This is a genomic window from Phycicoccus flavus (assembly GCF_004025965.2).
Lineage (GTDB): Bacteria > Actinomycetota > Actinomycetes > Actinomycetales > Dermatophilaceae > Phycicoccus > Phycicoccus flavus.
On sequence record NZ_SAYU02000026.1, the window covers coordinates 28,911 to 50,090 of the forward strand.

General features: G+C 73.5%; 19 protein-coding genes. 17 read left to right on the top strand and 2 right to left on the bottom strand.

What is annotated here, in order from left to right; translation table 11 throughout:
• The first annotated feature begins 78 nt into the window (after nucleotides 1-78).
• From EPD83_RS09545 to EPD83_RS09590, 10 genes are all read left to right on the top strand, one after another.
• The gene (locus EPD83_RS09545) at nucleotides 79-2,448 is read left to right on the top strand and encodes a sodium-translocating pyrophosphatase (RefSeq protein WP_128365737.1); all 2,370 of its coding nucleotides are present in this window, start codon (nucleotides 79-81) and stop codon (nucleotides 2,446-2,448) included.
• 90 nt (nucleotides 2,449-2,538) lie between these two features.
• Entirely contained in the window at nucleotides 2,539-3,006 is a 468-nt protein-coding gene (locus EPD83_RS09550) for an SRPBCC family protein (protein WP_165566510.1), read from the top strand.
• On the top strand, nucleotides 3,003-3,611 hold the full coding sequence (locus EPD83_RS09555) for a hypothetical protein (protein ID WP_165566511.1): 609 nt from the start codon (nucleotides 3,003-3,005) through the stop codon (nucleotides 3,609-3,611). The genes EPD83_RS09550 and EPD83_RS09555 overlap by 4 nt, the downstream gene beginning before the upstream one ends.
• Nucleotides 3,612-3,622: 11 nt before the next feature.
• Complete coding sequence (locus EPD83_RS09560) at nucleotides 3,623-5,128, top strand: DUF7059 domain-containing protein (protein ID WP_165566512.1); 1,506 nt, start codon at nucleotides 3,623-3,625, stop codon at nucleotides 5,126-5,128.
• A gap of 209 nt (nucleotides 5,129-5,337) precedes the next feature.
• Nucleotides 5,338-5,916, top strand: coding sequence for a TetR/AcrR family transcriptional regulator (locus tag EPD83_RS09565; protein ID WP_165566513.1), 579 nt, complete (start codon nucleotides 5,338-5,340; stop codon nucleotides 5,914-5,916).
• Nucleotides 5,916-7,649 carry an ABC transporter ATP-binding protein gene (locus EPD83_RS09570; protein ID WP_165566514.1) on the top strand — a complete coding sequence of 578 codons (1,734 nt, stop codon included), beginning with the start codon at nucleotides 5,916-5,918 and terminating at the stop codon, nucleotides 7,647-7,649. The genes EPD83_RS09565 and EPD83_RS09570 overlap by 1 nt, the downstream gene beginning before the upstream one ends.
• Nucleotides 7,646-9,688, top strand: a complete 2,043-nt coding sequence (locus EPD83_RS09575; protein WP_407676021.1) for an ABC transporter ATP-binding protein — start codon at nucleotides 7,646-7,648, stop codon at nucleotides 9,686-9,688. The genes EPD83_RS09570 and EPD83_RS09575 overlap by 4 nt, the downstream gene beginning before the upstream one ends.
• A 158-nt stretch (nucleotides 9,689-9,846) precedes the next feature.
• Nucleotides 9,847-11,589 (top strand): sodium:solute symporter family protein, encoded by a 1,743-nt coding sequence (locus tag EPD83_RS09580; RefSeq protein WP_165566521.1) that lies wholly within the window; start codon nucleotides 9,847-9,849, stop codon nucleotides 11,587-11,589.
• Nucleotides 11,590-11,602: 13 nt separating this feature from the next.
• Complete coding sequence (locus EPD83_RS09585) at nucleotides 11,603-11,893, top strand: hypothetical protein (RefSeq protein WP_128366263.1); 291 nt, start codon at nucleotides 11,603-11,605, stop codon at nucleotides 11,891-11,893.
• Between the two features lie 4 nt (nucleotides 11,894-11,897).
• Complete coding sequence (locus EPD83_RS09590; protein ID WP_205859486.1) at nucleotides 11,898-12,617, top strand: dienelactone hydrolase family protein; 720 nt, start codon at nucleotides 11,898-11,900, stop codon at nucleotides 12,615-12,617.
• A 56-nt stretch (nucleotides 12,618-12,673) separates the two neighbouring features.
• Here the strand turns inward: EPD83_RS09590 and EPD83_RS09595 are convergent, their stop codons facing one another.
• A complete protein-coding gene (locus EPD83_RS09595; RefSeq protein ID WP_128366262.1) occupies nucleotides 12,674-13,477 on the bottom strand; it encodes a dioxygenase family protein in 804 nt (267 codons plus the stop codon).
• 204 nt (nucleotides 13,478-13,681) lie between these two features.
• On the opposite strand from EPD83_RS09595, the gene topA reads away from it, so the two are divergent.
• From topA to EPD83_RS09630, 7 genes are all read left to right on the top strand, one after another.
• Entirely contained in the window at nucleotides 13,682-16,459 is a 2,778-nt protein-coding gene (gene topA / locus EPD83_RS09600) for a type I DNA topoisomerase (protein WP_128366261.1), read from the top strand.
• A 159-nt stretch (nucleotides 16,460-16,618) separates the two neighbouring features.
• Entirely contained in the window at nucleotides 16,619-17,419 is an 801-nt protein-coding gene (locus tag EPD83_RS09605; protein ID WP_205859487.1) for a MerR family transcriptional regulator, read from the top strand.
• 75 nt (nucleotides 17,420-17,494) lie between these two features.
• Nucleotides 17,495-18,025: a DinB family protein gene (locus EPD83_RS09610; RefSeq protein WP_164896261.1), complete on the top strand. Its 531-nt coding sequence runs from the start codon at nucleotides 17,495-17,497 to the stop codon at nucleotides 18,023-18,025.
• A gap of 114 nt (nucleotides 18,026-18,139) precedes the next feature.
• On the top strand, nucleotides 18,140-18,538 hold the full coding sequence (locus EPD83_RS09615) for a hypothetical protein (RefSeq protein WP_165566515.1): 399 nt from the start codon (nucleotides 18,140-18,142) through the stop codon (nucleotides 18,536-18,538).
• 35 nt (nucleotides 18,539-18,573) lie between these two features.
• Nucleotides 18,574-18,936 carry a hypothetical protein gene (locus tag EPD83_RS09620; protein WP_165566516.1) on the top strand — a complete coding sequence of 121 codons (363 nt, stop codon included), beginning with the start codon at nucleotides 18,574-18,576 and terminating at the stop codon, nucleotides 18,934-18,936.
• The gene (locus EPD83_RS09625; protein WP_165566517.1) at nucleotides 18,914-20,365 is read left to right on the top strand and encodes a sensor histidine kinase; all 1,452 of its coding nucleotides are present in this window, start codon (nucleotides 18,914-18,916) and stop codon (nucleotides 20,363-20,365) included. The genes EPD83_RS09620 and EPD83_RS09625 overlap by 23 nt, the downstream gene beginning before the upstream one ends.
• Entirely contained in the window at nucleotides 20,362-20,994 is a 633-nt protein-coding gene (locus tag EPD83_RS09630; RefSeq protein WP_128368187.1) for a response regulator, read from the top strand. The genes EPD83_RS09625 and EPD83_RS09630 overlap by 4 nt, the downstream gene beginning before the upstream one ends.
• A gap of 42 nt (nucleotides 20,995-21,036) precedes the next feature.
• On the opposite strand, the gene EPD83_RS09635 is transcribed toward EPD83_RS09630, so the two are convergent.
• On the bottom strand, nucleotides 21,037-21,180 hold a 144-nt coding region (locus tag EPD83_RS09635; RefSeq protein WP_165566518.1), incomplete at its 5' end, for an integrase core domain-containing protein.

Genomic DNA, 21,180 nt, shown 5'->3' on the forward strand with positions numbered 1-21,180 from the left:
TACAGTCCGTGCCGACCGTCCCCGCGTCGGCGCGCGACCGCGCCCGGGGTACGGAGCACCGCCGTCAAGGAGGATGGAATGGCACCCCTCGCACTCGCGACCGCCGAGTCGGGCGCCCTGGACCTGTCCGGGACCAACCTGACCCTGGTCGTCACGGTCGCGGTGATCGCGCTCGTGGCGCTGGTCATGGGCGTCGTGTTCCGGCAGCAGGTCCTCGCGGCCGACACCGGGACCGACTCGATGCGCGAGATCGGCGCGGCGGTCGAGGAGGGCGCGCAGGCCTACCTCGCGCGCCAGTTCAAGACCCTCGGCATCTTCGTCGTCCTCGTCTTCGGCCTGCTCCTGCTCCTCCCGGCCGACGGCGCCGGCATCCGCTGGGGCCGGTCCGGGTTCTTCATCGTCGGCGCGCTGTTCTCCGCGGCCATCGGCTACCTCGGCATGAGCCTCGCCGTGAAGGCGAACGTGCGCGTCGCGTCCGCCGCCCGCATGGAGGGCGGCCGCGACCTCGGCATGAAGATCGCCTTCCGCACCGGCGGCGTCGTCGGCATGGCCACCGTCGGGCTCGGCCTCCTCGGCGCCTCGGTCGTCGTCCTGCTCTACCAGGGCGACGCCCCCAAGGTGCTCGAGGGCTTCGGCTTCGGCGCCGCGCTGCTCGCGATGTTCATGCGCGTCGGCGGCGGCATCTTCACCAAGGCCGCCGACGTCGGCGCCGACCTCGTCGGCAAGGTCGAGGCCGGCATCCCCGAGGACGACCCGCGCAACGCGGCGACCATCGCCGACAACGTGGGCGACAACGTCGGTGACTGCGCCGGCATGGCCGCCGACCTCTTCGAGTCCTACGCCGTCACCCTCGTCGCCGCGCTCATCCTCGGCTCCGCCGCCTTCGGCGCCTACGGCCTCGTCTTCCCGCTCATCATCCCGGCCATCGGTGCGCTCACCGCCCTGCTCGGCGTGTACGTGACCAAGGCCCGCCCCGGCCAGAACGCGCTCACCGCCATCAACCGCGGCTTCTACATCGCCGCCGGGATCTCCGTGGTGCTCTCCGCGATCGCCGCCTACGTCTACCTCCCGGCCACCTACGGCGAGCTCGGGACGCAGAACGAGCAGATCAACGCCCTCACCGGCGACCCGCGTCTCACCGCGCTGCTCGCCGTCGTCATCGGCATCGTGCTCGCGGCGATCATCCTCTGGCTCACCGGCCACTTCACCGGCACCGACAAGCGCCCGACGATGGACGTCGCCCGCACCTCGCTCACGGGCCCGGCGACGGTCGTCCTCTCGGGCATCGGCGTCGGCCTGGAGTCGGCGGTCTACACCGCGGCCATCATCGGCGGCGCCGTCTACCTCGCCTTCCTCCTCGGCGGCGGCGCGGTCTCGCTCTCCCTGTTCCTCATCGCGCTCGCCGGCTGCGGCCTGCTCACCACCGTCGGCGTCATCGTCGCGATGGACACCTTCGGCCCGGTCTCCGACAACGCGCAGGGCATCGCCGAGATGTCCGGCGACGTCGACGGCGAGGGCGCGCAGATCCTCACCGAGCTCGACGCGGTCGGCAACACGACCAAGGCCATCACCAAGGGCATCGCCATCGCCACCGCCGTCCTCGCGGCCACGGCCCTCTTCGGCTCCTACACCGACGCCTGGAACCAGGCCGCCGCCGAGGTCATGCCCGGCCTCCAGCCGCGCAGCCTCGAGGAGGCGCTCTGGCTGCAGGACGCCTACGGCCTCATCACCATCCCGTCGACGCTCGTCGGGCTCATCATCGGCGCGGCCGTCGTGTTCCTCTTCTCCGGCCTGGCCATCAACGCGGTGACCCGCGCGGCCGGCGCCATCGTCTTCGAGGTGCGCCGCCAGTTCCGCGAGATCCCCGGGATCATGGAGGGCACGGCCAAGCCGGAGTACGGCCGGGTCGTCGACATCTGCACCAAGGACTCGCTGCGCGAGCTCGCGACGCCGGGCCTCCTCGCCGCGCTCATGCCGGTCGCCGTCGGCTTCGGCCTCGGTGTCGGCGCACTCGCCGGGTTCCTCGCCGGCGCCATCGGCTCCGGTGCCCTCATGGCGGTCTTCCTCGCCAACTCCGGCGGCGCCTGGGACAACGCGAAGAAGATCGTCGAGGACGGCCACCACGGCGGCAAGGGCTCCGAGGCGCACGCCGCCACGGTCATCGGCGACACCGTCGGCGACCCGTTCAAGGACACCGCCGGCCCGGCCATCAACCCGCTCATCAAGGTGATGAACCTCGTCTCGGTGCTCGTCGCCCCGGCGATCGTCACGCTGAGCATCGGTACCGGCGCCTCGGCCCCGATCCGGTACGGCATCGCCGCCGTCGCGTTCCTCATCGTCGTCGCGGCCGTCGCGGTGACCAAGAGCCGCGACCTCGCCATCGGTGGGGACGAGATCGACCCGGACGTGCAGTCCACCGAGGACAGCCCCGCGCCCGCGCAGGTCTGACCCGCAGCAGCACCCACGAGGGGCCGGTCCCGGCGACGGGGCCGGCCCTTCGCGCGTCGCCGGGCGGCCGCCGGGCGTAGGTTCGCCCGCATGGACCACGTGCTCTCCTACTCCGAGTCCGTCCTCGTCGCCGCCGACCCCGCCGTCGTCTACGACCTGGTCTCCGACGTCCCCCGCACCGGCGAGTGGAGCCCGGTCTGCCGCGGCTGCGTGTGGGACGACCCCGCCCGCGGCGCCGAGGTCGGCGCGGGCTTCACCGGCCACAACGAGACCCCGGACCGGACGTGGACCACCCACTCCGAGGTCGTCGTCGCCGACCGGCCGCGAGAGTTCGCCTGGGAGGTGGGCCCGGGCCGGGTCCGTTGGGGCTACACGATGGAGCCGGCGGGCGACGGCACGCGGCTCACCGAGTCGTGGCAGTTCCTCGAGGGCGGCATCGCGTTCTTCCACGAGAAGTTCGGCGACCGCGCCGACGCCGAGATCGAGTCCCGCAGCCGGTCGGCCCACGAGGGCATCCCACTCACCCTGGCCACCATCAAGGCCATCGCCCAGGGATGACCGACCCGGGGGAGGAGTGGGCGCGGACGCTGCGGTCGCAGGGCCGGGTCGACCTCGTCGAGTCGCGCCGGTGGGCCGCGGGTTTCGCGCTCCCTTCCGTCGTGTTCGTGGCGTTCGGGCTCGTCCTGGCCGGGGTCGTCCAGCTCGACGGGGGCCCTCCGGACCTCTCGACCGACGGCCGGGTCGAGGTCCTCCTGGCGCGGCTGTTCGGCGGGTTCTCGACGCTCCTCTTCGGCGTCGCCCTGATCCTGACCCTGCGGATGATCGTCGCGCCCCGGCTCGCGTTCTCGGTCACCACCGACGGCGTCGTCCTGCGGGCGGGATGGCCGCCTGCGCCGTGGAACGAGATGTTCGCCGTCGAGGCGGTGGACCTGCACCGGAACCGCACCGTCATGCTGCTGCTCACGTCGGCCGAGTACGACCGGATCGCGGCGCGCAGCCGCGGCGGACGGCTGTTCTCGGGCGTCGCACAGGGGATCACCGGCGGTCCCGCGCTGCCCCTGCCGACGACGGCCCGCTACGACCGAGACGCGATGACGGACTGGCTGCAGTCCGAGCTCGAGGCCCGCCGGACCGCCGAGCCGGGGACGGGTGCCACGCTCTAGGCTCGGACGCGATGACCGCGAACCCGCCCCGCGTCGACGCCGACCTGGTTGCGCGGCTCGGTGACGACCTGCGCACGACGGGGTTCACCGTCGGCGGCGTCACCGACCTGCTCGGCCCGATGGCGGCGGCCGCGCTGGACCGCGACCAGGCCCTGCCGGCGCAGCGGGCCACCGACTCCTCCGGCCACCCGGTGGCGGCCCTCGTCCGGCTCTTCACCCTCGGCGACCCCGTCGACGCCACCGAGGTGGCCGCGGCGCTGCCGACCCTCGGGGTGGCCGGCGCGGTCGACCTCGGCCTCGTCGAGCCGGAGGGCGACGCCGTCGTCGCGCGGTGCGACGTGCGGCCCTACGCCGCAGACGGGGCGGACTGGTGGGTCGCCTCCGACCTCGGCGAACTCGCCACCGGGCGGCCGCTGCTGCCCGATCACGTCCTCGGCGTCGGCGGGGCGTCCGCGACGCTGGCCTCCTGGACACCGCGCCCCCGGGTGCGGCGGGCCCTCGACCTCGGCACCGGCTGCGGGGTCCAGGCCCTGCACCTGGGCGCCCACGCCGACGAGGTCGTCGTCACCGACCTGTCCGAGCGGGCGCTCGCCTTCGCGCGGTTCAACGCCGCCCTCAACGGCCTGTCGTGGGACGTGCGCTCCGGCTCCATGCTCGACCCGGTGGCGGGGGAGCGCTTCGACCTCGTCGTCTGCAACCCGCCGTTCGTCATCACCCCGCGCTCGGGCGCCGTGCCCCTGTTCGGTTACCGCGACGGCGGCGTGAGCGGCGACGACGTCGTCGCCGACCTCGTCCGGCGGCTCGGTGGGCACCTCGAGCCCGGCGGCGTCGCCCAGCTGCTCGGCAACTGGGAGGTGGCCCACGGGACGACGTGGACCGAGCGCCTGGAGGGCTGGCTGGAGGGCACCGGGCTCGACGCGTGGGTCGTCCAGCGCGAGACCCAGGACCCCGCCGAGTACGCCGAGACCTGGACCCGCGACGGCGGGCACCACCCGGGCACGGCCGACTTCAACGCGATGTACACCGCCTGGCTCGACGACTTCGCCGCCCGCGACGTCGAGGCCATCGGCTTCGGCGTCGTCACCCTCCAGCGCCCGGCCACCGACCGCGAGCCGTTCCGGGATCTCGTCGACGTGCCGGGGCCGGTCGAGCAGCCGATGGGGCCGGCCGTGCTCGCCGGGGTGGCGGCGCGCACCTGGCTGGCCGAGCACGACGACGACGCGCTGCTCGACGTCGCCTGGCACCGGGCCGACGACGTCACCGAGGAGCGGCACGCCGTCCCCGGGGAGGCGGACCCGCGGGTCATCCTCCTGCGCCAGGGCGGCGGGCTGCGGCGTCAGGTCCCGATGACCACCGTCACGGCCGCCTTCGCGTCGGTCTGCGACGGCGACCTCACCGCCCGCGCCGCGGCCGCGGCCATCGCCGGTCTGCTCGACCTCGACGACGCCCGGGTCCGGGCCGAGGTCGTGGCGTTCGTCCGCGACGTCGCCGCCGACGGCCTCCTCCTCCCCCGCTGACCCCGACTTTCCCGCCCCATCCGGGAAACCGGGGGTTCGCGTGCCCGGTCCAGCCTTGCGAACCCCGACTTTCCCGCCCCATCCGGGAAACCGGGGGTTCACGTGCCCGGTCCAGCCTTGCGAACCCCGGGGAACCCGGATGGGGCGGGAAAGTCGAGACGGGGAAACGCGGTTGTGAGTGAGTGCTCACTCACTCTATGCTGCAGGGCGTGACGCCCCGAGCCCCCGCGATGAGCCCCGACGAGCGCCGGGCCGCCCTCGTCGCGGTGACGATCCCGCTCCTGCGCGAGCACGGTCCCGGCCTCACGACCAAGCAGGTCGCCGAGGCCGCCGGCATCGCCGAGGGCACGGTCTTCCGCGCCTTCCCGACCAAGGAGGACCTCGTCCAGGCTTGCGTGGCGGCGGTCTTCGACTCCACCCCCGCCGTCGCCGAGCTGCGGGGGATCGACACGACGCTGGACCTCGACGAGCGGCTGACCTGCGGCGTCGCGGTCATGCAGCGGCACGTCGAGCGGATCGTCGGCCTCATCTCCGTCCTGCACCACGCGGGCGCCCCGGCCCCGATCGACAGCAAGCGGCGGCGCTCTCCGTCCGACCCGGCGGTCGACGCCGCCCTCACCGACCTCGTCGGCGACGACGCCATGCGCCTGCGCAAGCCGGTCGACGAGGTCATCGCCATCCTGCGCGTGCTCACCCTCTCGAGCGTGCACCCCCTCATGTCCACCGGTCGCCTGGACGCGGCCGAGATCGTCTCCGTCGTCCTCGACGGGGTCCGGAAGGACCGCTGATGCTCTACCGCCTCGTCCGCGACCACCTGGGCCCCTACCGGCCGATGCTCGTCGTGCTCGTCGTCCTCCAGCTGGCCGGCACCCTGGCCTCCCTCTACCTGCCGAGCCTCAACGGCCGGATCATCGATGAGGGCGTGGCCGTCGGCGACACCGGCTTCATCCTCACCGCCGGCCTCTGGATGCTCGGGGTCTCCCTCGTGCAGATCGGTGCCGCCGTCGCCGCCACCCGAATCGGCGCCCTGACCGCCGCCTCGCTGGGCCGCGACCTGCGGGCCGCCGTCTTCGGCCGGGTGGGCACGTTCTCGGCCCGCGAGCTGTCCGGCTTCGGCGCCCCGACGCTCATCAGCCGCTCGACCAACGACGTCCAGCAGGTGCAGCAGGTCACCTACATGGCGCTGGCCATGATGCTCACCGCGCCGATCATGATGGTCGGCGGCGTCGTCATGGCGCTGCGCGAGGACGCCGGGCTGTCCTGGCTCGTCGCCGTGGCCGTCCCGGCCCTCGGCATCGCCGTCGGCGCCGTCATCAGCCGGATGGTGCCGCACTTCCGCGAGATGCAGAAGGCGGTCGACACCGTCAACCGCATCCTGCGCGAGCAGATCACCGGCATCCGCGTGGTGCGCGCCTTCGTCCGCGAGGACGTCGAGCGCGAGCGCTTCGCCGAGGCCAACCGCACCTACACCGGGACCGCGCTGGCCGTCGGCCGGCTCATGGCCCTGGCCTTCCCCATCGTCATGGTCATCTTCAACGCCTCGACCGTCGCCGTCATCTGGTTCGGCGCCCACCGGGTGGCCTCGGGCGACATGCAGATCGGCGCCCTCACGGCCTTCATGGCCTACCTCATCCAGATCCTCATGTCCGTGATGATGGCGACCTTCATGTCGATGATGATCCCGCGTGCCACCGTCTCGGCCGGCCGCATCGCGGAGGTCCTCGACACGAGCACGACGGTCCGGCCGCCGGAGCGCGCCGTCGCCCTGCCGGACGGCCCGGTCGCCGTCGAGCTGCGGGCCGCGACCTTCGCCTACCCCGGCGCCGACGCCCCGGTGCTGCGCGAGGTCTCGTTCACGGCCGAGCCCGGGAGCACCACCGCCGTCGTCGGCAGCACCGGGGCCGGCAAGACGACGCTCGTCGGGCTCGTCCCCCGCCTGCACGACGTCACCGGGGGCGCCGTGCTCGTCGGCGGCGTCGACGTCCGCGACGCCGACCCGCAGGACCTGTGGAGCCGGATCGGCCTCGTGCCCCAGCGCCCGTACCTCTTCACCGGCACGGTGGCGAGCAACCTGCGCCACGGCCGTGCCGACGCCACCGACGACGAGCTGTGGGAGGCGCTGCGCATCGCCCAGGCCGAGGACTTCGTGCGCGCCCTGCCGGGCGGCCTCGACAGCCCCGTCGCCCAGGGCGGGACGAACGTCAGCGGTGGGCAGCGGCAGCGGCTGGCCATCGCCCGGGCCCTCGTCCGGCGCCCGGCGGTCTACCTCTTCGACGACGCCTTCTCGGCGCTGGACGTCGCCACCGACGCCCGGCTGCGGGCGGCCCTGGCCCCGGTCACCCGGGACGCGACGGTCGTCACCGTCGCCCAGCGGGTGTCGACCATCCTCGACGCCGACCGCATCGTCGTCCTCGAGGACGGGGCCGTCGTCGGCACCGGCACCCACGAGGAGCTGCTCGCCGGTTGCCCCACCTACCGCGAGATCGTCGAGAGCCAGCAGACCCGGGAGGTGGCGGTGTGAGCGAGGTCAGGTCCGCGGAGGAGAAGGCGGCCGAGGCCCGGCGCGGTCCGGCCTCGACGCGGCGCGGCGGCCCGCCGCACGCGCAGCTCGGCATGCCCACCGAGAAGTCCCAGGACTTCGGGCCCTCGGCCCGCCGGGTCCTCGAGCTGCTGCGCCCGGAGCGGCCGGTCGTGCTCACCGCGCTCGCCCTCGCGCTCGGCAGCGTCGTCCTCAACGCGGTCGGCCCGAAGGTGCTCGGCCGGGCGACCGACCTCGTCTTCGCCGGCGTCTTCGGCGCCCGGATCCCGGCCGGCGTCACCCAGGAGGAGGCCGTCGCCCGGCTGCGCGCCTCCGGCGACGGCCGCCTGGCCGACGTCCTCGCGGCGATGCGGTACGTCGTCCCCGGCCAGGGCATCGACTTCGGCGCCGTCGGGCGGGTGCTCGTCGTCGTGCTCGTGATCTACCTCGTCGCCGCGGCCCTCCAGCTCGTCCAGGGGCGGCTGCTCGTCGGCGTCGTCAACCGCACCGTCTACCGGCTGCGCCGCGACGTCGAGGACAAGCTCAACCGGCTGCCGCTGCCGTACTTCGACGCCCAGCCCCGCGGCGAGCTGCTGAGCCGGGTGACCAACGACATCGACAACGTCGCGCAGAGCCTGCAGCAGACGCTGAGCCAGCTCGTGACGGCCCTGCTCACCGTCGTCGCGATGATCGCGATGATGCTCTACATCAGCCCGCTGCTCGCCGTCATCGCGCTCGTGACCATCCCGGTGACGATGGCCGTCACCGCGGCGATCGGCTCGCGCAGCCAGAGGCACTTCGTCCAGCAGTGGAAGAGCACCGGCGAGGTCAACGCCGTTGTCGAGGAGACCTTCACCGGCCACGAGCTGGTCAAGGTCTTCGGGCGGCAGGCCGAGGCCGACCGCGAGTTCGCCGAGCGCAACGACGCCCTGCACGAGGCGACGTTCCGGGCCCAGTTCATCAGCGGGATCATCATGCCGACGCTGATGTTCATCGGGAACCTCAACTACGTCGCCATCGCCGTCGTCGGCGGGCTGCGGGTCGCCACCGGCGCGATGAGCCTCGGCGACGTCCAGGCATTCATCCAGTACTCCCGGCAGTTCACCCAGCCGCTCACCCAGGTGGCGTCGATGGCCAACCTCATGCAGAGCGGCGTCGCGTCCGCCGAGCGGGTCTTCGAGGTGCTCGACGCCCCCGAGCAGGACGCCGAGGCGCAGGTGCCGGCCCGCATCGACGACGCCCGCGGCCGGGTCGAGTTCCAGGACGTGTCGTTCTCCTACCAGGCCGACCGCCCGCTCATCGAGCACCTCGACCTCGTCGTCGAGCCCGGTCAGACCGTCGCCATCGTCGGGCCCACGGGTGCCGGCAAGACGACGCTGGTCAACCTCGTCCTGCGCTTCTACGAGCTGGACGGCGGCCGGATCACCCTCGACGGCGTCGACATCACCGACCTCACCCGGCACGACCTGCGCGGCCGCACCGGCATGGTCCTCCAGGACACCTGGCTGTTCGCCGGGACGATCCGCGACAACATCGCCTACGGCCGGCCGGGCGCCACGGAGGAGGAGATCCTCGAGGCGGCGCGCGCGACGTACGTCGACCGCTTCGTGCACTCGCTGCCGGACGGCTACGACACCGTGCTCAACGCCGAGGCCGACAACATCAGCGCCGGGGAGCGGCAGCTCGTGACCATCGCTCGCGCGTTCCTCGCCCGACCCTCGCTGCTCATCCTCGACGAGGCGACGAGCTCGGTGGACACCCGCACCGAGCTGCTCGTCCAGCAGGCGATGGCGGCGCTGCGCACCGACCGGACGAGCTTCGTCATCGCCCACCGGCTGTCGACGATCCGCGACGCCGACCTCATCCTCGTCATGGAGGACGGCCGGATCGTCGAGCGCGGCTCGCACGCCGAGCTGCTCGCCGCCGGAGGGGCATTCGCTCGGTTGCACGCCGCCCAGTTCGCGTCAGCGCTCGTCGACCCGGGCGACGCGCCGGTCCCGGCGGGCGCGGCGGCCGGCCCGGGCGGCGGCTCGCGGACCTGACCTGATCCATCGCGCGAATCCGGTCGCTCGGAGGGGTGCCCCGGGAGGCGCGAGGGGCTAGCGTGACCTCCGGCGCCCGGCCGGGTGCCCTACTCGACGAGGAGCAGGTGGTGTCCGTGGTCGAAGCAGCGCAGGCAGTCGGTACCGCAGTGCCGGGCATGGTCCCGGCGGCGGACACCCTCATCGACGCGAAACCGGTCGACTACCTCATCCTCGTCGTGTACTTCGGCTTCGTGCTCGGCATCGGCCTGCTGGCCCGCCGCTCGGTCTCGGACTCGGTCGACTTCTTCCTCTCCGGCCGCTCGCTGCCGGCGTGGGTCACCGGCCTGGCCTTCATCTCCGCGAACCTCGGCGCCGTCGAGATCATGGGGATGAGTGCCAACGGGGCCCAGTTCGGCGTCCCCACGGTGCACTACTTCTGGGTCGGCGCCATCCCGGCCATGCTCTTCCTCGGCGTCGTGATGATGCCCTTCTACTACGGCTCCAAGGTCCGCTCGGTCCCGGAGTTCATGCTCCGCCGCTTCGGCACCGGCGCCCACCTCTTCAACGCGATCTCGTTCGCCGTCGCGCAGCTGCTCATCGCCGGCGTCAACCTCTTCCTCCTCGGCACGATCGTCCACGCCCTCCTCGGGTGGCCGCTCTGGCTGGCGCTCATCGTCGCGGCGGTCATCGTCCTCAGCTACATCACCCTCGGTGGCCTGTCGGCGGCGATCTACAACGAGGTGCTCCAGTTCTTCGTCATCGTCGCAAGCCTCCTGCCGCTCACCCTCATCGGCCTGCACCGCGTCGGGGGCTGGGACGGCCTCAAGCAGCAGCTGGCCGAGGTGGCGACGAGCGCGCCCGCGTCGGCCGCGGTGCCGCCCGCGGAGCAGCAGCTGAACTCGTGGCCGGGCCAGGCGCTCGTCGGCTTCGAGAGCCCGTTCTGGGCGGTCGTCGGCATCGTCTTCGGCCTCGGCTTCGTCCAGTCCTTCGGCTACTGGACGACGAACTTCGTCGAGGTGCAGCGCGCGATGGCGTCGGAGTCGATCTCCGCGGCACGCAAGACCCCGATCATCGGGGCCTTCCCGAAGATGTTCGTCCCCTTCATCACGATCCTGCCCGGCATGATCGCGGCGGTCCTCGTCACCGAGATCGTCCAGCTCAAGCAGGGGGAGAGCCCGCCGGGCGGCGCGTCCGGGGACGGGGTGGCGTACAACGACTCGCTGCTCTACCTCATGCGCGACCTGCTGCCCAACGGCCTCCTCGGCCTGGCCATCACCGGCCTGCTCGCGGCGTTCATGGCCGGCATGGCGGCGAACATCTCGGCCTTCAACACGGTCTCCAGCTACGACCTGTGGGAGCGGTACATCCGCCGCGACCGCTCGGACGACTACTACCTGCGGATCGGCCGGATCGCGACGGTGGCGGCGACGTTCATCGCCATCTTCACCGCGCTCGTGGCGAGCAACTTCGGCAACATCATGGACTACCTCCAGACGCTGTTCGGCTTCTTCAACGCGCCCCTCTTCGCCACCTTCATCCTCGGCATGTTCTGGAAGCGGATGACGCCGACGGCGGGCTGGGCCGGCCTGGTGTCCGGCACCGCGTCGGCCATCATCGTCGCCATCCTGGCCAAGGACTCCCTGGGCTCGCTGAGCCTCGGGGTCATCCCCATCGGCGGCCAGGGCGCGGCCTTCGTCGCCGCGTCCACCGCCTTCGTCGTCGACATCCTCGTCTCCGTCGCCGTGACGATGGTGACCGAGCCCAAGCCGGTCTCCGAGCTCAAGGGCCTGGTCTACTCCGAGACCCCGAAGGAGGACCTCGTCGACCCCGAGGAGGCGTCCTTCCCGTGGTTCCGGCGGACCATCCCGCTCGCGATCATCGCGCTGGTCATGACCATCGCCCTCAACCTCGCCTTCTGAGAGGACCGCCGACATGGCCGACACGCACAAGGCAGGCGCCTTCGACATCCGCAACATCATCGGGCTGCTCATCGGCAGCTACGGCTTGATCCTGCTGCTCATGGGCATCTTCGCCGACCCCGAGACGGACAAGACCGGCGGGGTCAACGCCAACCTCTGGGCCGGTCTCGCCCTCCTCGTCGTCGGTGTGGTGTTCATCGCCTGGAGCCGGCTGCGGCCCATCTACGTCCCCGAGGACGTCGAGGAGGTGCGGGACGACCCGACGCGCCCCGCGCCGAAGAAGCGCCGGCGCGCCGGGCACTGAGCACGTGTCCGCGACGGCGGTGTCGTCCGGCCCGACGCGGGTCGGCGACCTCCCGGCCTGGCGGTCCGTCCCGGCCGGCGACGGCCCGTGGCCGGGGCTCGTCCTCGTCCACGAGGCGTTCGGGCTCGACGACAACATGCGGGGCATCGCCGACCGGATGGCGGGCTCCGGCTTCCTCACCCTCGCCCCCGACCTGCTCTCGCGCGGCCGGAGGACGGCCTGTCTGCGGGCGACGATGACCGCGCTGCGGCGCGGCTCCGGGCAGGCGTTCGACGACATCGAGGCGGCGCGCGCCCAGGTGGCCGGCGACGAGCGCTGCACCGGACGGGTCGGGGTCATCGGCTTCTGCATGGGCGGCGGGTTCGCGCTGGTCCTCGCCGGTCGGCCCGGCTGGGACGCGGCGGCGCCCAACTACGGGATGCTGCCGCGCACCCCGGACGTGCTCGACGGCGCCTGCCCCGTGGTCGCGAGCTACGGCGGACGCGACCGGTGGCTGCGCGGGTCCGCCGCGAAGCTGGAGTCGGCGCTGGCCGCGCGCGGCGTGCCGCACGACGTCCGCGAGTACGCGAGTGCCGGGCACTCCTTCCTCAACCCCGAGGACCTCTCGGCCTGGTACCTCGCCCCGATGACGCGACTCGTGCTGCACGCCGGTCCGGAGCCCGGGGCGGCCGCGGACGCGTGGGCCCGGATCGACGCCTTCCTCGCCGAGCACCTCGCCGCCTGACCCGACCCTTCCGACACCTCCCCGGCCCGGGGGCGGGACGGGACGAGTGGGGCGGGTCAGTCGAACTGCCAGGAGCGCTTGCTCAGGCCGTACCAGAAGCCGTCGACGACGCTGCGTCCCGCGACGTCGCCGGAGACCGACGCCGCGCCGAGGGCGACGTACAGCGGTGCCCAGTGCTCGGTGCGCGGATGGGCCTCGTGCGCCGCGGGGGCGGTGGAGAGGACGTCGAGGACCGCATCGACGTCGCCGCGGCCGACCGCCTCGGCGGCCCAGTGGTCGAACTCGGCGGACGGCGTGGGCGGCGCGACGTCCGGCCCGTCGCTCGGGTTGAACCAGCGCAGGTTGTGCGTCGTGAACCCGGAGCCGACGACGAGCACGCCCTCGTCGCGCAGGGGGGCGAGCCGGCGGCCGAGGTCGAACAGCCGCTGCGGGTCCAGGGTCGGCATCGACAGCTGGAGGACCGGGACGTCGGCCTCGGGGAACATCTCGACGAGCGGCACGTAGGCGCCGTGGTCCAGGCCGCGGGCGGAGTCCTGGTGCAGCTCCTCGCCGGCACCGGCGAGGAGCCCGGCCACCGAGCGGGCGAGGTCGGGGGCGCCGGGGGCGTCGTAGGTCACCTCGTAGTAGCGCTGCGGGAAGCCCCAGAAGTCGTAGGTGAGCGGCACGTCGCCGGACGTGGCGGACACCGACACCGGCTCCTGCTCCCAGTGCGCCGAGACCATGAGGACCGAGCGGGGCCGCGGCAGGTCCGCGGACCAGGCGGCGAGCTGGGCGGTCCACGTCGCGTCGTCGGCGAGCGGCGGCGCGCCGTGGCTCAGGTACAGGACGGGCTGGCGCTCGGCGACGGGCTGGTCGGACATGGCGGCTCCTCTGACATCTAGTTGAGCATTCAACCACAGGAGAGGTCCGGGTGTTCCTCCACGATCCGCGCCGGGCAGCGTCGCGAGCCGGCGACCCGTCCCGCGGCCCCTGATGTGCGCCCGGTCAGCAGCGAGCGCTACCGTCAGCGGCGTCCGCACGTCGGAGCAGCGACGAATCCGCTGCACGTGGGACGGAACAGGCAGGTGGGAGCAGTGGCAGGACGCAAGCTCGTCATCGTCGAGTCGCCGGCGAAGGCCAAGACGATCGCCGGGTACCTCGGCGGGGACTGGGACGTCGAGGCGTCGGTGGGGCACATCCGGGACATCCCGACCCCGAGCGAGATGCCCGCGGAGATCAAGAAGGGCCCGTTCGGCAAGTTCGGGGTGAACATCGACGACGGGTTCGACCCGTACTACGTCGTCGACGCCGACAAGAAGAAGAAGGTCAGCGAGCTGCGCAAGCTGCTCAAGGACGCCGACGAGCTCTACCTCGCCACGGATGAGGACCGCGAGGGCGAGGCCATCGCCTGGCACCTGTTCGAGACCCTCAAGCCGAAGATCCCGGTCAAGCGGATGGTCTTCCACGAGATCACCCGCGAGGCCATCCAGCGGGCCGCCAACCAGACCCGCGACATCAACGTCGCGCTCGTCGACGCCCAGGAGACCCGGCGCATCCTCGACCGGCTCTACGGCTACGAGGTGAGCCCCGTGCTGTGGCGCAAGGTGGCCCCGAAGCTGTCCGCCGGCCGCGTGCAGTCGGTCGCGACCCGAATGGTCGTCGAGCGCGAGCGCGAACGGATGGCGTTCGTGCGGGCCGGCTACTGGGACGTCTCGGCCGAGGTGACCCCGGGCGCCGACGAGGACCTGTTCACCGCCCGGCTCACCGGCGTCGACGGCAAGCGCGTCGCCACCGGCCGCGACTTCGCCGACGACGGCACGCTGCGCAACGCCGAGCGCACGACGGCCCTGGACCAGGCGCAGGCCACCGGCGTCGCCGAGGCCCTGCGTCAGGTGCGCGCCACCGTCGCCGAGGTCAGCGAGAAGCCGTACACCCGCCGTCCCAGCGCGCCGTTCACGACGAGCACGCTGCAGCAGGAGGCCTCGCGCAAGCTGCGCCTGAACTCCCGCAACGCCATGCGGGTCGCCCAGCGGCTCTACGAGAGCGGCTACATCACCTACATGCGCACCGACAGCACCGCGCTGTCCGACACCGCCCTGTCCGCCGCCCGCCAGCAGGCGCGCGACATGTACGGAGCCGCCTCCGTGCCGGACGCCCCGCGCCGCTACGAGAAGAAGGTGAAGAACGCGCAGGAGGCGCACGAGGCCATCCGTCCGGCCGGTGACCGCTTCCGCACCCCGAAGCAGGTCGCGGGCGAGCTGCGCGGCGACGAGTTCCGTCTCTACGAGCTCATCTGGATGCGCACCGTCGCCTCGCAGATGGCGGACGCGCGAGGCTCGACCGCCTCGGTGCGCCTCACGGCGACGCTGCCGGAGTCGGCGCCGGCCCGCGAGGTCGAGCTCTCGGCCAGCGGCACGGTCATCACCTTCCGCGGCTTCCTCGCCGCCTACGAGGAGGGCCGCGACGCCCCCCGCGGCGGCGACGACGAGGAGCGCCGCCTGCCGAAGCTGGGCGCCGGCCGCGAGCTCGACGTCCGGCAGGCCGATGCCGGCGGGCACGAGACCTCGCCGCCCGCCCGCTACACCGAGGCGACGCTGGTCAAGGCCATGGAGGAGCGCGGCATCGGCCGACCCTCGACGTACGCCTCGACCATCGGCACCATCCAGGACCGCGGCTACGTCAACACCAAGGGCAACGCACTCGTGCCGTCCTGGCTGGCGTTCGCCGTGACCCGGCTCATGGAGGAGCACTTCGGCCGGCTCGTCGACTACGACTTCACCGCGTCGATGGAGGAGGACCTCGACGCCATCGCCCGCGGCGACGAGCAGCGCGTCGCGTGGCTCAAGCGGTTCTACTTCGGCGACGAGGCGGCCTCCGCCGAGGGGCTGCGCTCGCTCGTCGAGGACCTCGGGGACATCGACGCCCGGGCCATCTCGACCATCGACATCGGCGACGGCGTCGTCGTCCGGGTCGGCCGCTACGGCCCCTACGTCGAGGAGGTCGTGCCCGCCGGGATCGACCCCAGGACCGGCGAGGTCACCGACGAGAAGGCCGCGTCCTCCGGCGAGACCCAGCCGCGTCGCGCGTCGATCACCGACGACGTCCCGCCGGACGAGATGACGCCGGCCATGGCCCGCGAGCTGCTGGACCAGGCGGCCGACGACGGCCGGGTGCTCGGCCAGGACCCCGCGACCGGGCGCGACGTCGTCGCCAAGGCCGGCCGCTACGGCCCCTACGTCACCGAGGTGGTCCCCGAGGAGGAGCAGGGCAAGGGCAAGAACAAGGTCAAGCCGCGCACCGCGTCGCTCTTCCAGGACATGGACCTGGCGACCATCGAGCTGGACACCGCGCTGCGGCTGCTGTCGCTGCCCCGGGTCGTCGGCAAGGACCCGGAGTCCGGCGACGACATCACCGCGCAGAACGGGCGCTACGGGCCGTACCTGAAGAAGGGCACCGACTCGCGGTCGCTGACGTCCGAGCAGCAGCTCTTCGACATCACGCTCGAGGAGGCGCTGGCCGTCTACGCCCAGCCCAAGCAGCGTGGACGGGCCGCGGCGAAGCCGCCGCTGGCCGAGCTCGGCACCGACCCGGTGTCGGGCAAGCCGGTCGTCGTCAAGGACGGGCGGTTCGGGCCCTACGTCACCGACGGCGAGACCAACGCGACGCTGCGCAAGGACGACGACCCGGAGAAGATCACGCCGGAGCGCGGCTACGAGCTGCTCGCGGAGAAGCGCGCCAAGGGGCCGGCGAAGAAGACCGCCCGCAAGCGCACGACGAAGAGCGCCACGAAGAAGTCGTCGACCGCCAAGACGTCGAGCGCCAAGACGTCGACGGCCAAGAAGTCCCCGGCCAGGAAGTCCTGACCGCCGCCCCTCCCGAGCTTTCTCGCCTGATCCCTCGACCCTCGGGTTCGCGCAGCCTCCGAAGGTGCGCGAACCCGAACCTTCCGGGATCAGGCGAGAAACGAAGGGCCGAGACCGGGGCTTGACCCTCACGCGGCGTGAGGCCGGACCGTGGGTGACATGACCACGACGGACCAGCACACTGCCGGGATGGAGCTCACGGTCGGCCAGGTCGCGCAGACCTTCGGCGTCACGGTGCGCACGCTGCACCACTACGACGCCATCGGTCTCGTCGTCCCGTCCGCCCGGACGCCCGCCGGGTACCGCCTCTACACCGACGCGGACCTCACCCGGCTCGCGACGGTCGTCACGTACCGGCGGCTGGACCTCCCCCTCGACGAGGTGGCGGACCTGCTGGCCGGCGACGGGACGCCCGAGGAGCACCTGCGGCGTCAGCGCGACGTGGTCACGTCCCGGCTGGGCGAGCTCACCGAGCTCGTCGCGGCCATCGACCGAGCACTGGAGCGAGAGATGACGGAGAAGCCCGCGACCACGAAGGACCTCGAGGAGCTGTTCGGCGACGGCTTCGGCGAGGAGTACGCCGCCGAGGCGCAGGAGCGCTGGGGCGACACCGAGGCCTGGAAGCAGTCCAAGCGTCGCACCGATGCCTACACCACGGCCGACTGGGCGGCCGTCAAGGCCGAGCAGGACGCCGTGAACGCCGCGTTCGTCGCCGCGCTGGAGTCCGGCGAGCCGCCGACGTCGCCGCGCGCGATGGACGCCGCCGAGGCCCACCGCGCGCAGATCGCGCGGTGGTTCTACGACCTCGACCACGGCTTCCACCGCGGCCTGGCCGACATGTACCTCGCCGACCCGCGCTTCACGAGGACCTACGAGGACCTCGCGCCCGGGCTCGCGCGGTACGTGCACGACGCGATCCACGCCAACGCCGACCGCAGCGAGCGGCCGGACGCCGGCTGAGGGCCCGGGCGGACGCTCTCGCGGGCACGGGGAGACCCCGTGGCCGCGGGGGCCGTCCGCGGGCATGCTGGGCCGGTGCCTGCCGACGACGAGACCGTGCCCGACCCGCGCCCCGACACCGGTGACGAGCGCGCCCAGCTGCTCGGCTTCCTCGCCGGCCAGCGGGACGCCCTGCGCCGCAAGTGCACCGGCGTCGACGCCGCCGGTCTCTCGGCGGCCCACCCCCCGTCGACCCTGACCCTCGGCGCCCTGCTGCACCACGCCGCCTACACCGAGGACTGGTGGTTCACCGTCTGCGTCGGCGGAGGGGAGATGCCGCCGATCTGGCAGGCGCTCGACGTCGACGCCGACATCGACGCCGAGATGACCGTGTCCTCCACGATGACGCCGGACGCGCTGCTCGCGCGGTACGACGAGGCGTGCGCGCGCAGCGACGCGGTCCTCGCCCAGGTCCCCGACCTCGGGCAGCGGGCCCGGTCGCGGTCCGGTCCGGGCGAGCCCGGCAACGTCCGCTGGGTCGTCCTGCACATGATCGAGGAGACCGCCCGGCACGCCGGCCACGCGGACCTGCTCCGCGAGGCGGTCGACGGCAGCACCGGCGAGTAGGCCCTCGACGCGGTCGGGGTACTACGACCATCGCCCGATGGTGGCCGTCCACCGGCTCCGCGCACGCTTCCGGTCAGCGGGTCACGAGGGCCCGCACGACCCCGAGGAGCCCCCATGTCGCACCAGATCGCCGCGGTCCGGCTGGCCGCCGCGGCCGCAGCCTCCGCCCTGCTCGTCACCGCCGTCGCCCCCGCCGGGTCGGCCAAGGACCTCGAGGTCCGCTCGTCCGGCGCGTGCAGCGCGGGCGCCACGTGGAAGCTCACGGCCAAGGCCGACGACGGCCGGGTCGAGGTCGAGCTCGAGGTCGACTCGGGCCGCCGCGGCCAGACCTGGGCGTGGTCCCTCGCGGACAACGGCGTACGCGTCCGCTCGGGCAGCGCGACGACGACGGCGCCGAGCGGGTCCTTCACGGTCGAGCGCCGGATCCCCGACCGGGCCGGGAGCGACACGGTCACGGCCCGGGCCACGCACGCCGGCCAGACCTGCCGCGCGCGGGTCGTCCTCCCCGGCTGAGCCCGGGCTGTCACACTTCCGCGAAAGGACCCACCATGCGACGCATCGCCCTCTTCGCCCTCGGAGCAGCCGTGGCCGTGACACCCGCCCTGGTCGGCCTCGTCGGCAACGCCTCCTTCGCCCAGCGCCTGCCCGTCCGTCCCCCGGCCGCGGTCGCCGCGACCCCGACGCCCACGACCCCGACGCCCACGACGTCGGACGACCCGGTGACCCACGACGCCGGTGACGACCACGGCGGGGACCGGCCGCGTGCGGCCTCGGACGACCCCGTGACGCACGACGCCGGTGACGACCACAGCGGGGACGACCACGGCGGCGACGACCGCGGCGTGAGCCGGGACGACCACGACGACCACGAGGACGGGGACCGCTCGGGTGGCCACGGATCCGACGACTGAGCCCCTGGCACCCGCCGCGCCCGCCCCGGCCGACCCCGCGTCGGCCGGGTCGCCGGCGCGCCCGGCGTGGCTGCGGGTCTCGCGCGTCGTGCGGCCGGACACCGCCCCGGAGGCGCTCCGGCCGCGCCGTCTGGTTGCACGGCTCGCGCTCGGGGTGCTCGGCGCCGTCGTCCTCGTCGCCGTCCTCGGCGCGCTCGCGGCCCGCCAGCTCGCGGAGCGGGAGGCCGTCAACGACGCCGCGACGGTGGCGGGCGTCATCGCCGAGGCCGTCGTCCAGCCCAACCTCGACGCCGCCCTCATGGCCGGGGACGCCGACGCCGTCGCCCGCTTCGACGAGACCGTCCGCCGCAGCGTCGACCGCGACACCGTCGTCCGCGTCAAGCTGTGGAGCCCGAACGACCGGGTGCTCTACGCCGACGAGCCGCAGCTGGTCGGGCGGACCTTCCCCCTCGACGCCGAGCAGCGAGCCGCCCTGGCCGACCGGCGGGTCGTCGCCGAGGTCTCGACACTGGAGGCCGGCGAGAACCAGTTCGAGGAGGGCGACCGGCTCGTCGAGGTCTACCGCCCGGTGTGGGCGCCGGACGGCTCGACGGCGCTCTTCGAGATCTACGTGTCCTACGAGCCCGTCGCCGCCCGCACCGGACAGCTGTGGCGCGGCTTCGCCGGGGTCACGGCGAGCAGCCTCGTCCTCCTCGTCCTCATCGTCACCCCGCTCGTCCTCACCCTCCTCCGGCGGCTGCGGGGAGCGGAGGAGCAGCGGCTGCGGCTGCTGGAACGGGCCGTCGACGCCTCGGCCACCGAGCGGCGGCGGATCGCGGCCACCCTGCACGACGGGCCGGTCCAGGAGCTCGCCGCCACCTCGTTCACCGTGGCCGGCGCCGCCGCGACGGCGGCCGCCCGCGGCGAGGACGCGCTGGCCCGCGACCTCGGGTCCGCGGCCGGGGCGGTCCGCGCCAGCATCCGGTCGCTGCGCACCCTGCTCGTCGACCTGCACCCGCCGAGCCTGTCGAGGTCCGGGGTCGTCGCGGCCCTCGCCGACCTCGCGCAGTCGGTGCGGGCGGACGGCGTCACCGTCCGGCTCGACACCGACCCCGAGGACCGCCTGGCGCTCACCGACGACGCCCAGCGGCTGGTCCACCGGGTCGCCCAGGAGTGCGTCCGCAACGCCGCCCGGCACGCCGGCCCGGCCGAGGTCGTCCTCGCGCTGCACCGCACCGGTCCGCAGGCCGTGACCCTCGAGGTCACCGACGACGGGGCCGGCTTCGACCCGGCCACGGTCCCCGCCGACCCGCCGCCCGGCCACCTCGGGCTGCGGATGCTCGCCGACCTCGCGTCGGTCCCCGGTGCGCAGCTCCGGGTCGCCGCGGCGCCCGGGGCCGGCAGCCGCTGGCGCCTCGACCTCGACGGCCCGCTGGGGGTGGTCGCGTGATCCGCGTCCTCGTCGTCGACGACCACCGGCTCGTGCGGGCCGGGCTGCGCACCCTGCTCGACGCCGACCCCGGCATCCGGGTCGTCGGCGAGGCCCGGGACGGCGACGAGGCCGCCCGGCTGGCGACCGACACCACGCCCGACGTCGTCCTCATGGACCTGTCCATGCCGGGGGTCGACGGGGTCGACGGCACCCGCGGGGTGCTCGCGGTCCACCCCGCGGCCCGGGTGCTCGTCCTCACGAGCTTCTCGGACCGGGAGCGGGTGCGCGAGGTGCTCCAGGCCGGGGCCATCGGGTACGTCCTCAAGGACTCCGACCCCGCCGACCTGCTCGCCGCCGTCCGGGCCGCCGCCGACGGGCACGTCCCGCTGGACCCGCGGGTCGCCGGGGCCCTGCTCCCGGCCACCGGCGACGCCGAGCGGGACGGCACCGCGCTCGGGCTGTCCCCACGCGAGACCGAGGTGCTGCGGCTCGTGGCCCAGGGCCTGGCCAACAAGCAGATCGCCCGGGCCCTCGGCATCACCGAGCGGACGGTCAAGGCCCACCTCGGTCGGGTCTTCCGCGAGATCGGCGTGCTCGACCGCACGAGCGCGGCGCTGTGGGCGCGCGACCACCTGCCCGCGCCCTGACCGGGGGGCCTGACGGAGGTGGCCCCTAGGTGTACGCGGCCATCAGGTTGGTGACAGTTGGCTGGTCGGGGGGTGGCCGCCGAGTGCTGTGTGGCGTCGTTGAGTGTTGTACCGCTGGAGCCAGGGGGCAAGGGCGGTGGCGCGGTCGGTGTTGCTGGTGAAGGCGTGCCGGTAGGCCCACTCGGT

Bases quoted from the DNA above. Each gene is read 5' to 3' on its own strand.
- EPD83_RS09615 (WP_165566515.1), top strand. From the start codon at position 18,140: ATGTCGCACCAGATCGCCGCGGTCCGGCTGGCCGCCGCGGCCGCAGCC.
- EPD83_RS09550 (WP_165566510.1), top strand. From the start codon at position 2,539: ATGGACCACGTGCTCTCCTACTCCGAGTCCGTCCTCGTCGCCGCCGAC.
- EPD83_RS09580 (WP_165566521.1), top strand. From the start codon at position 9,847: ATGGTCCCGGCGGCGGACACCCTCATCGACGCGAAACCGGTCGACTAC.
- EPD83_RS09545 (WP_128365737.1), top strand. From the start codon at position 79: ATGGCACCCCTCGCACTCGCGACCGCCGAGTCGGGCGCCCTGGACCTG.
- EPD83_RS09560 (WP_165566512.1), top strand. From the start codon at position 3,623: ATGACCGCGAACCCGCCCCGCGTCGACGCCGACCTGGTTGCGCGGCTC.
- EPD83_RS09555 (WP_165566511.1), top strand. From the start codon at position 3,003: ATGACCGACCCGGGGGAGGAGTGGGCGCGGACGCTGCGGTCGCAGGGC.
- EPD83_RS09570 (WP_165566514.1), top strand. From the start codon at position 5,916: ATGCTCTACCGCCTCGTCCGCGACCACCTGGGCCCCTACCGGCCGATG.
- EPD83_RS09585 (WP_128366263.1), top strand. From the start codon at position 11,603: ATGGCCGACACGCACAAGGCAGGCGCCTTCGACATCCGCAACATCATC.
- EPD83_RS09605 (WP_205859487.1), top strand. From the start codon at position 16,619: ATGACCACGACGGACCAGCACACTGCCGGGATGGAGCTCACGGTCGGC.
- EPD83_RS09595 (WP_128366262.1), bottom strand. From the start codon at position 13,477: ATGTCCGACCAGCCCGTCGCCGAGCGCCAGCCCGTCCTGTACCTGAGC.
- EPD83_RS09620 (WP_165566516.1), top strand. From the start codon at position 18,574: ATGCGACGCATCGCCCTCTTCGCCCTCGGAGCAGCCGTGGCCGTGACA.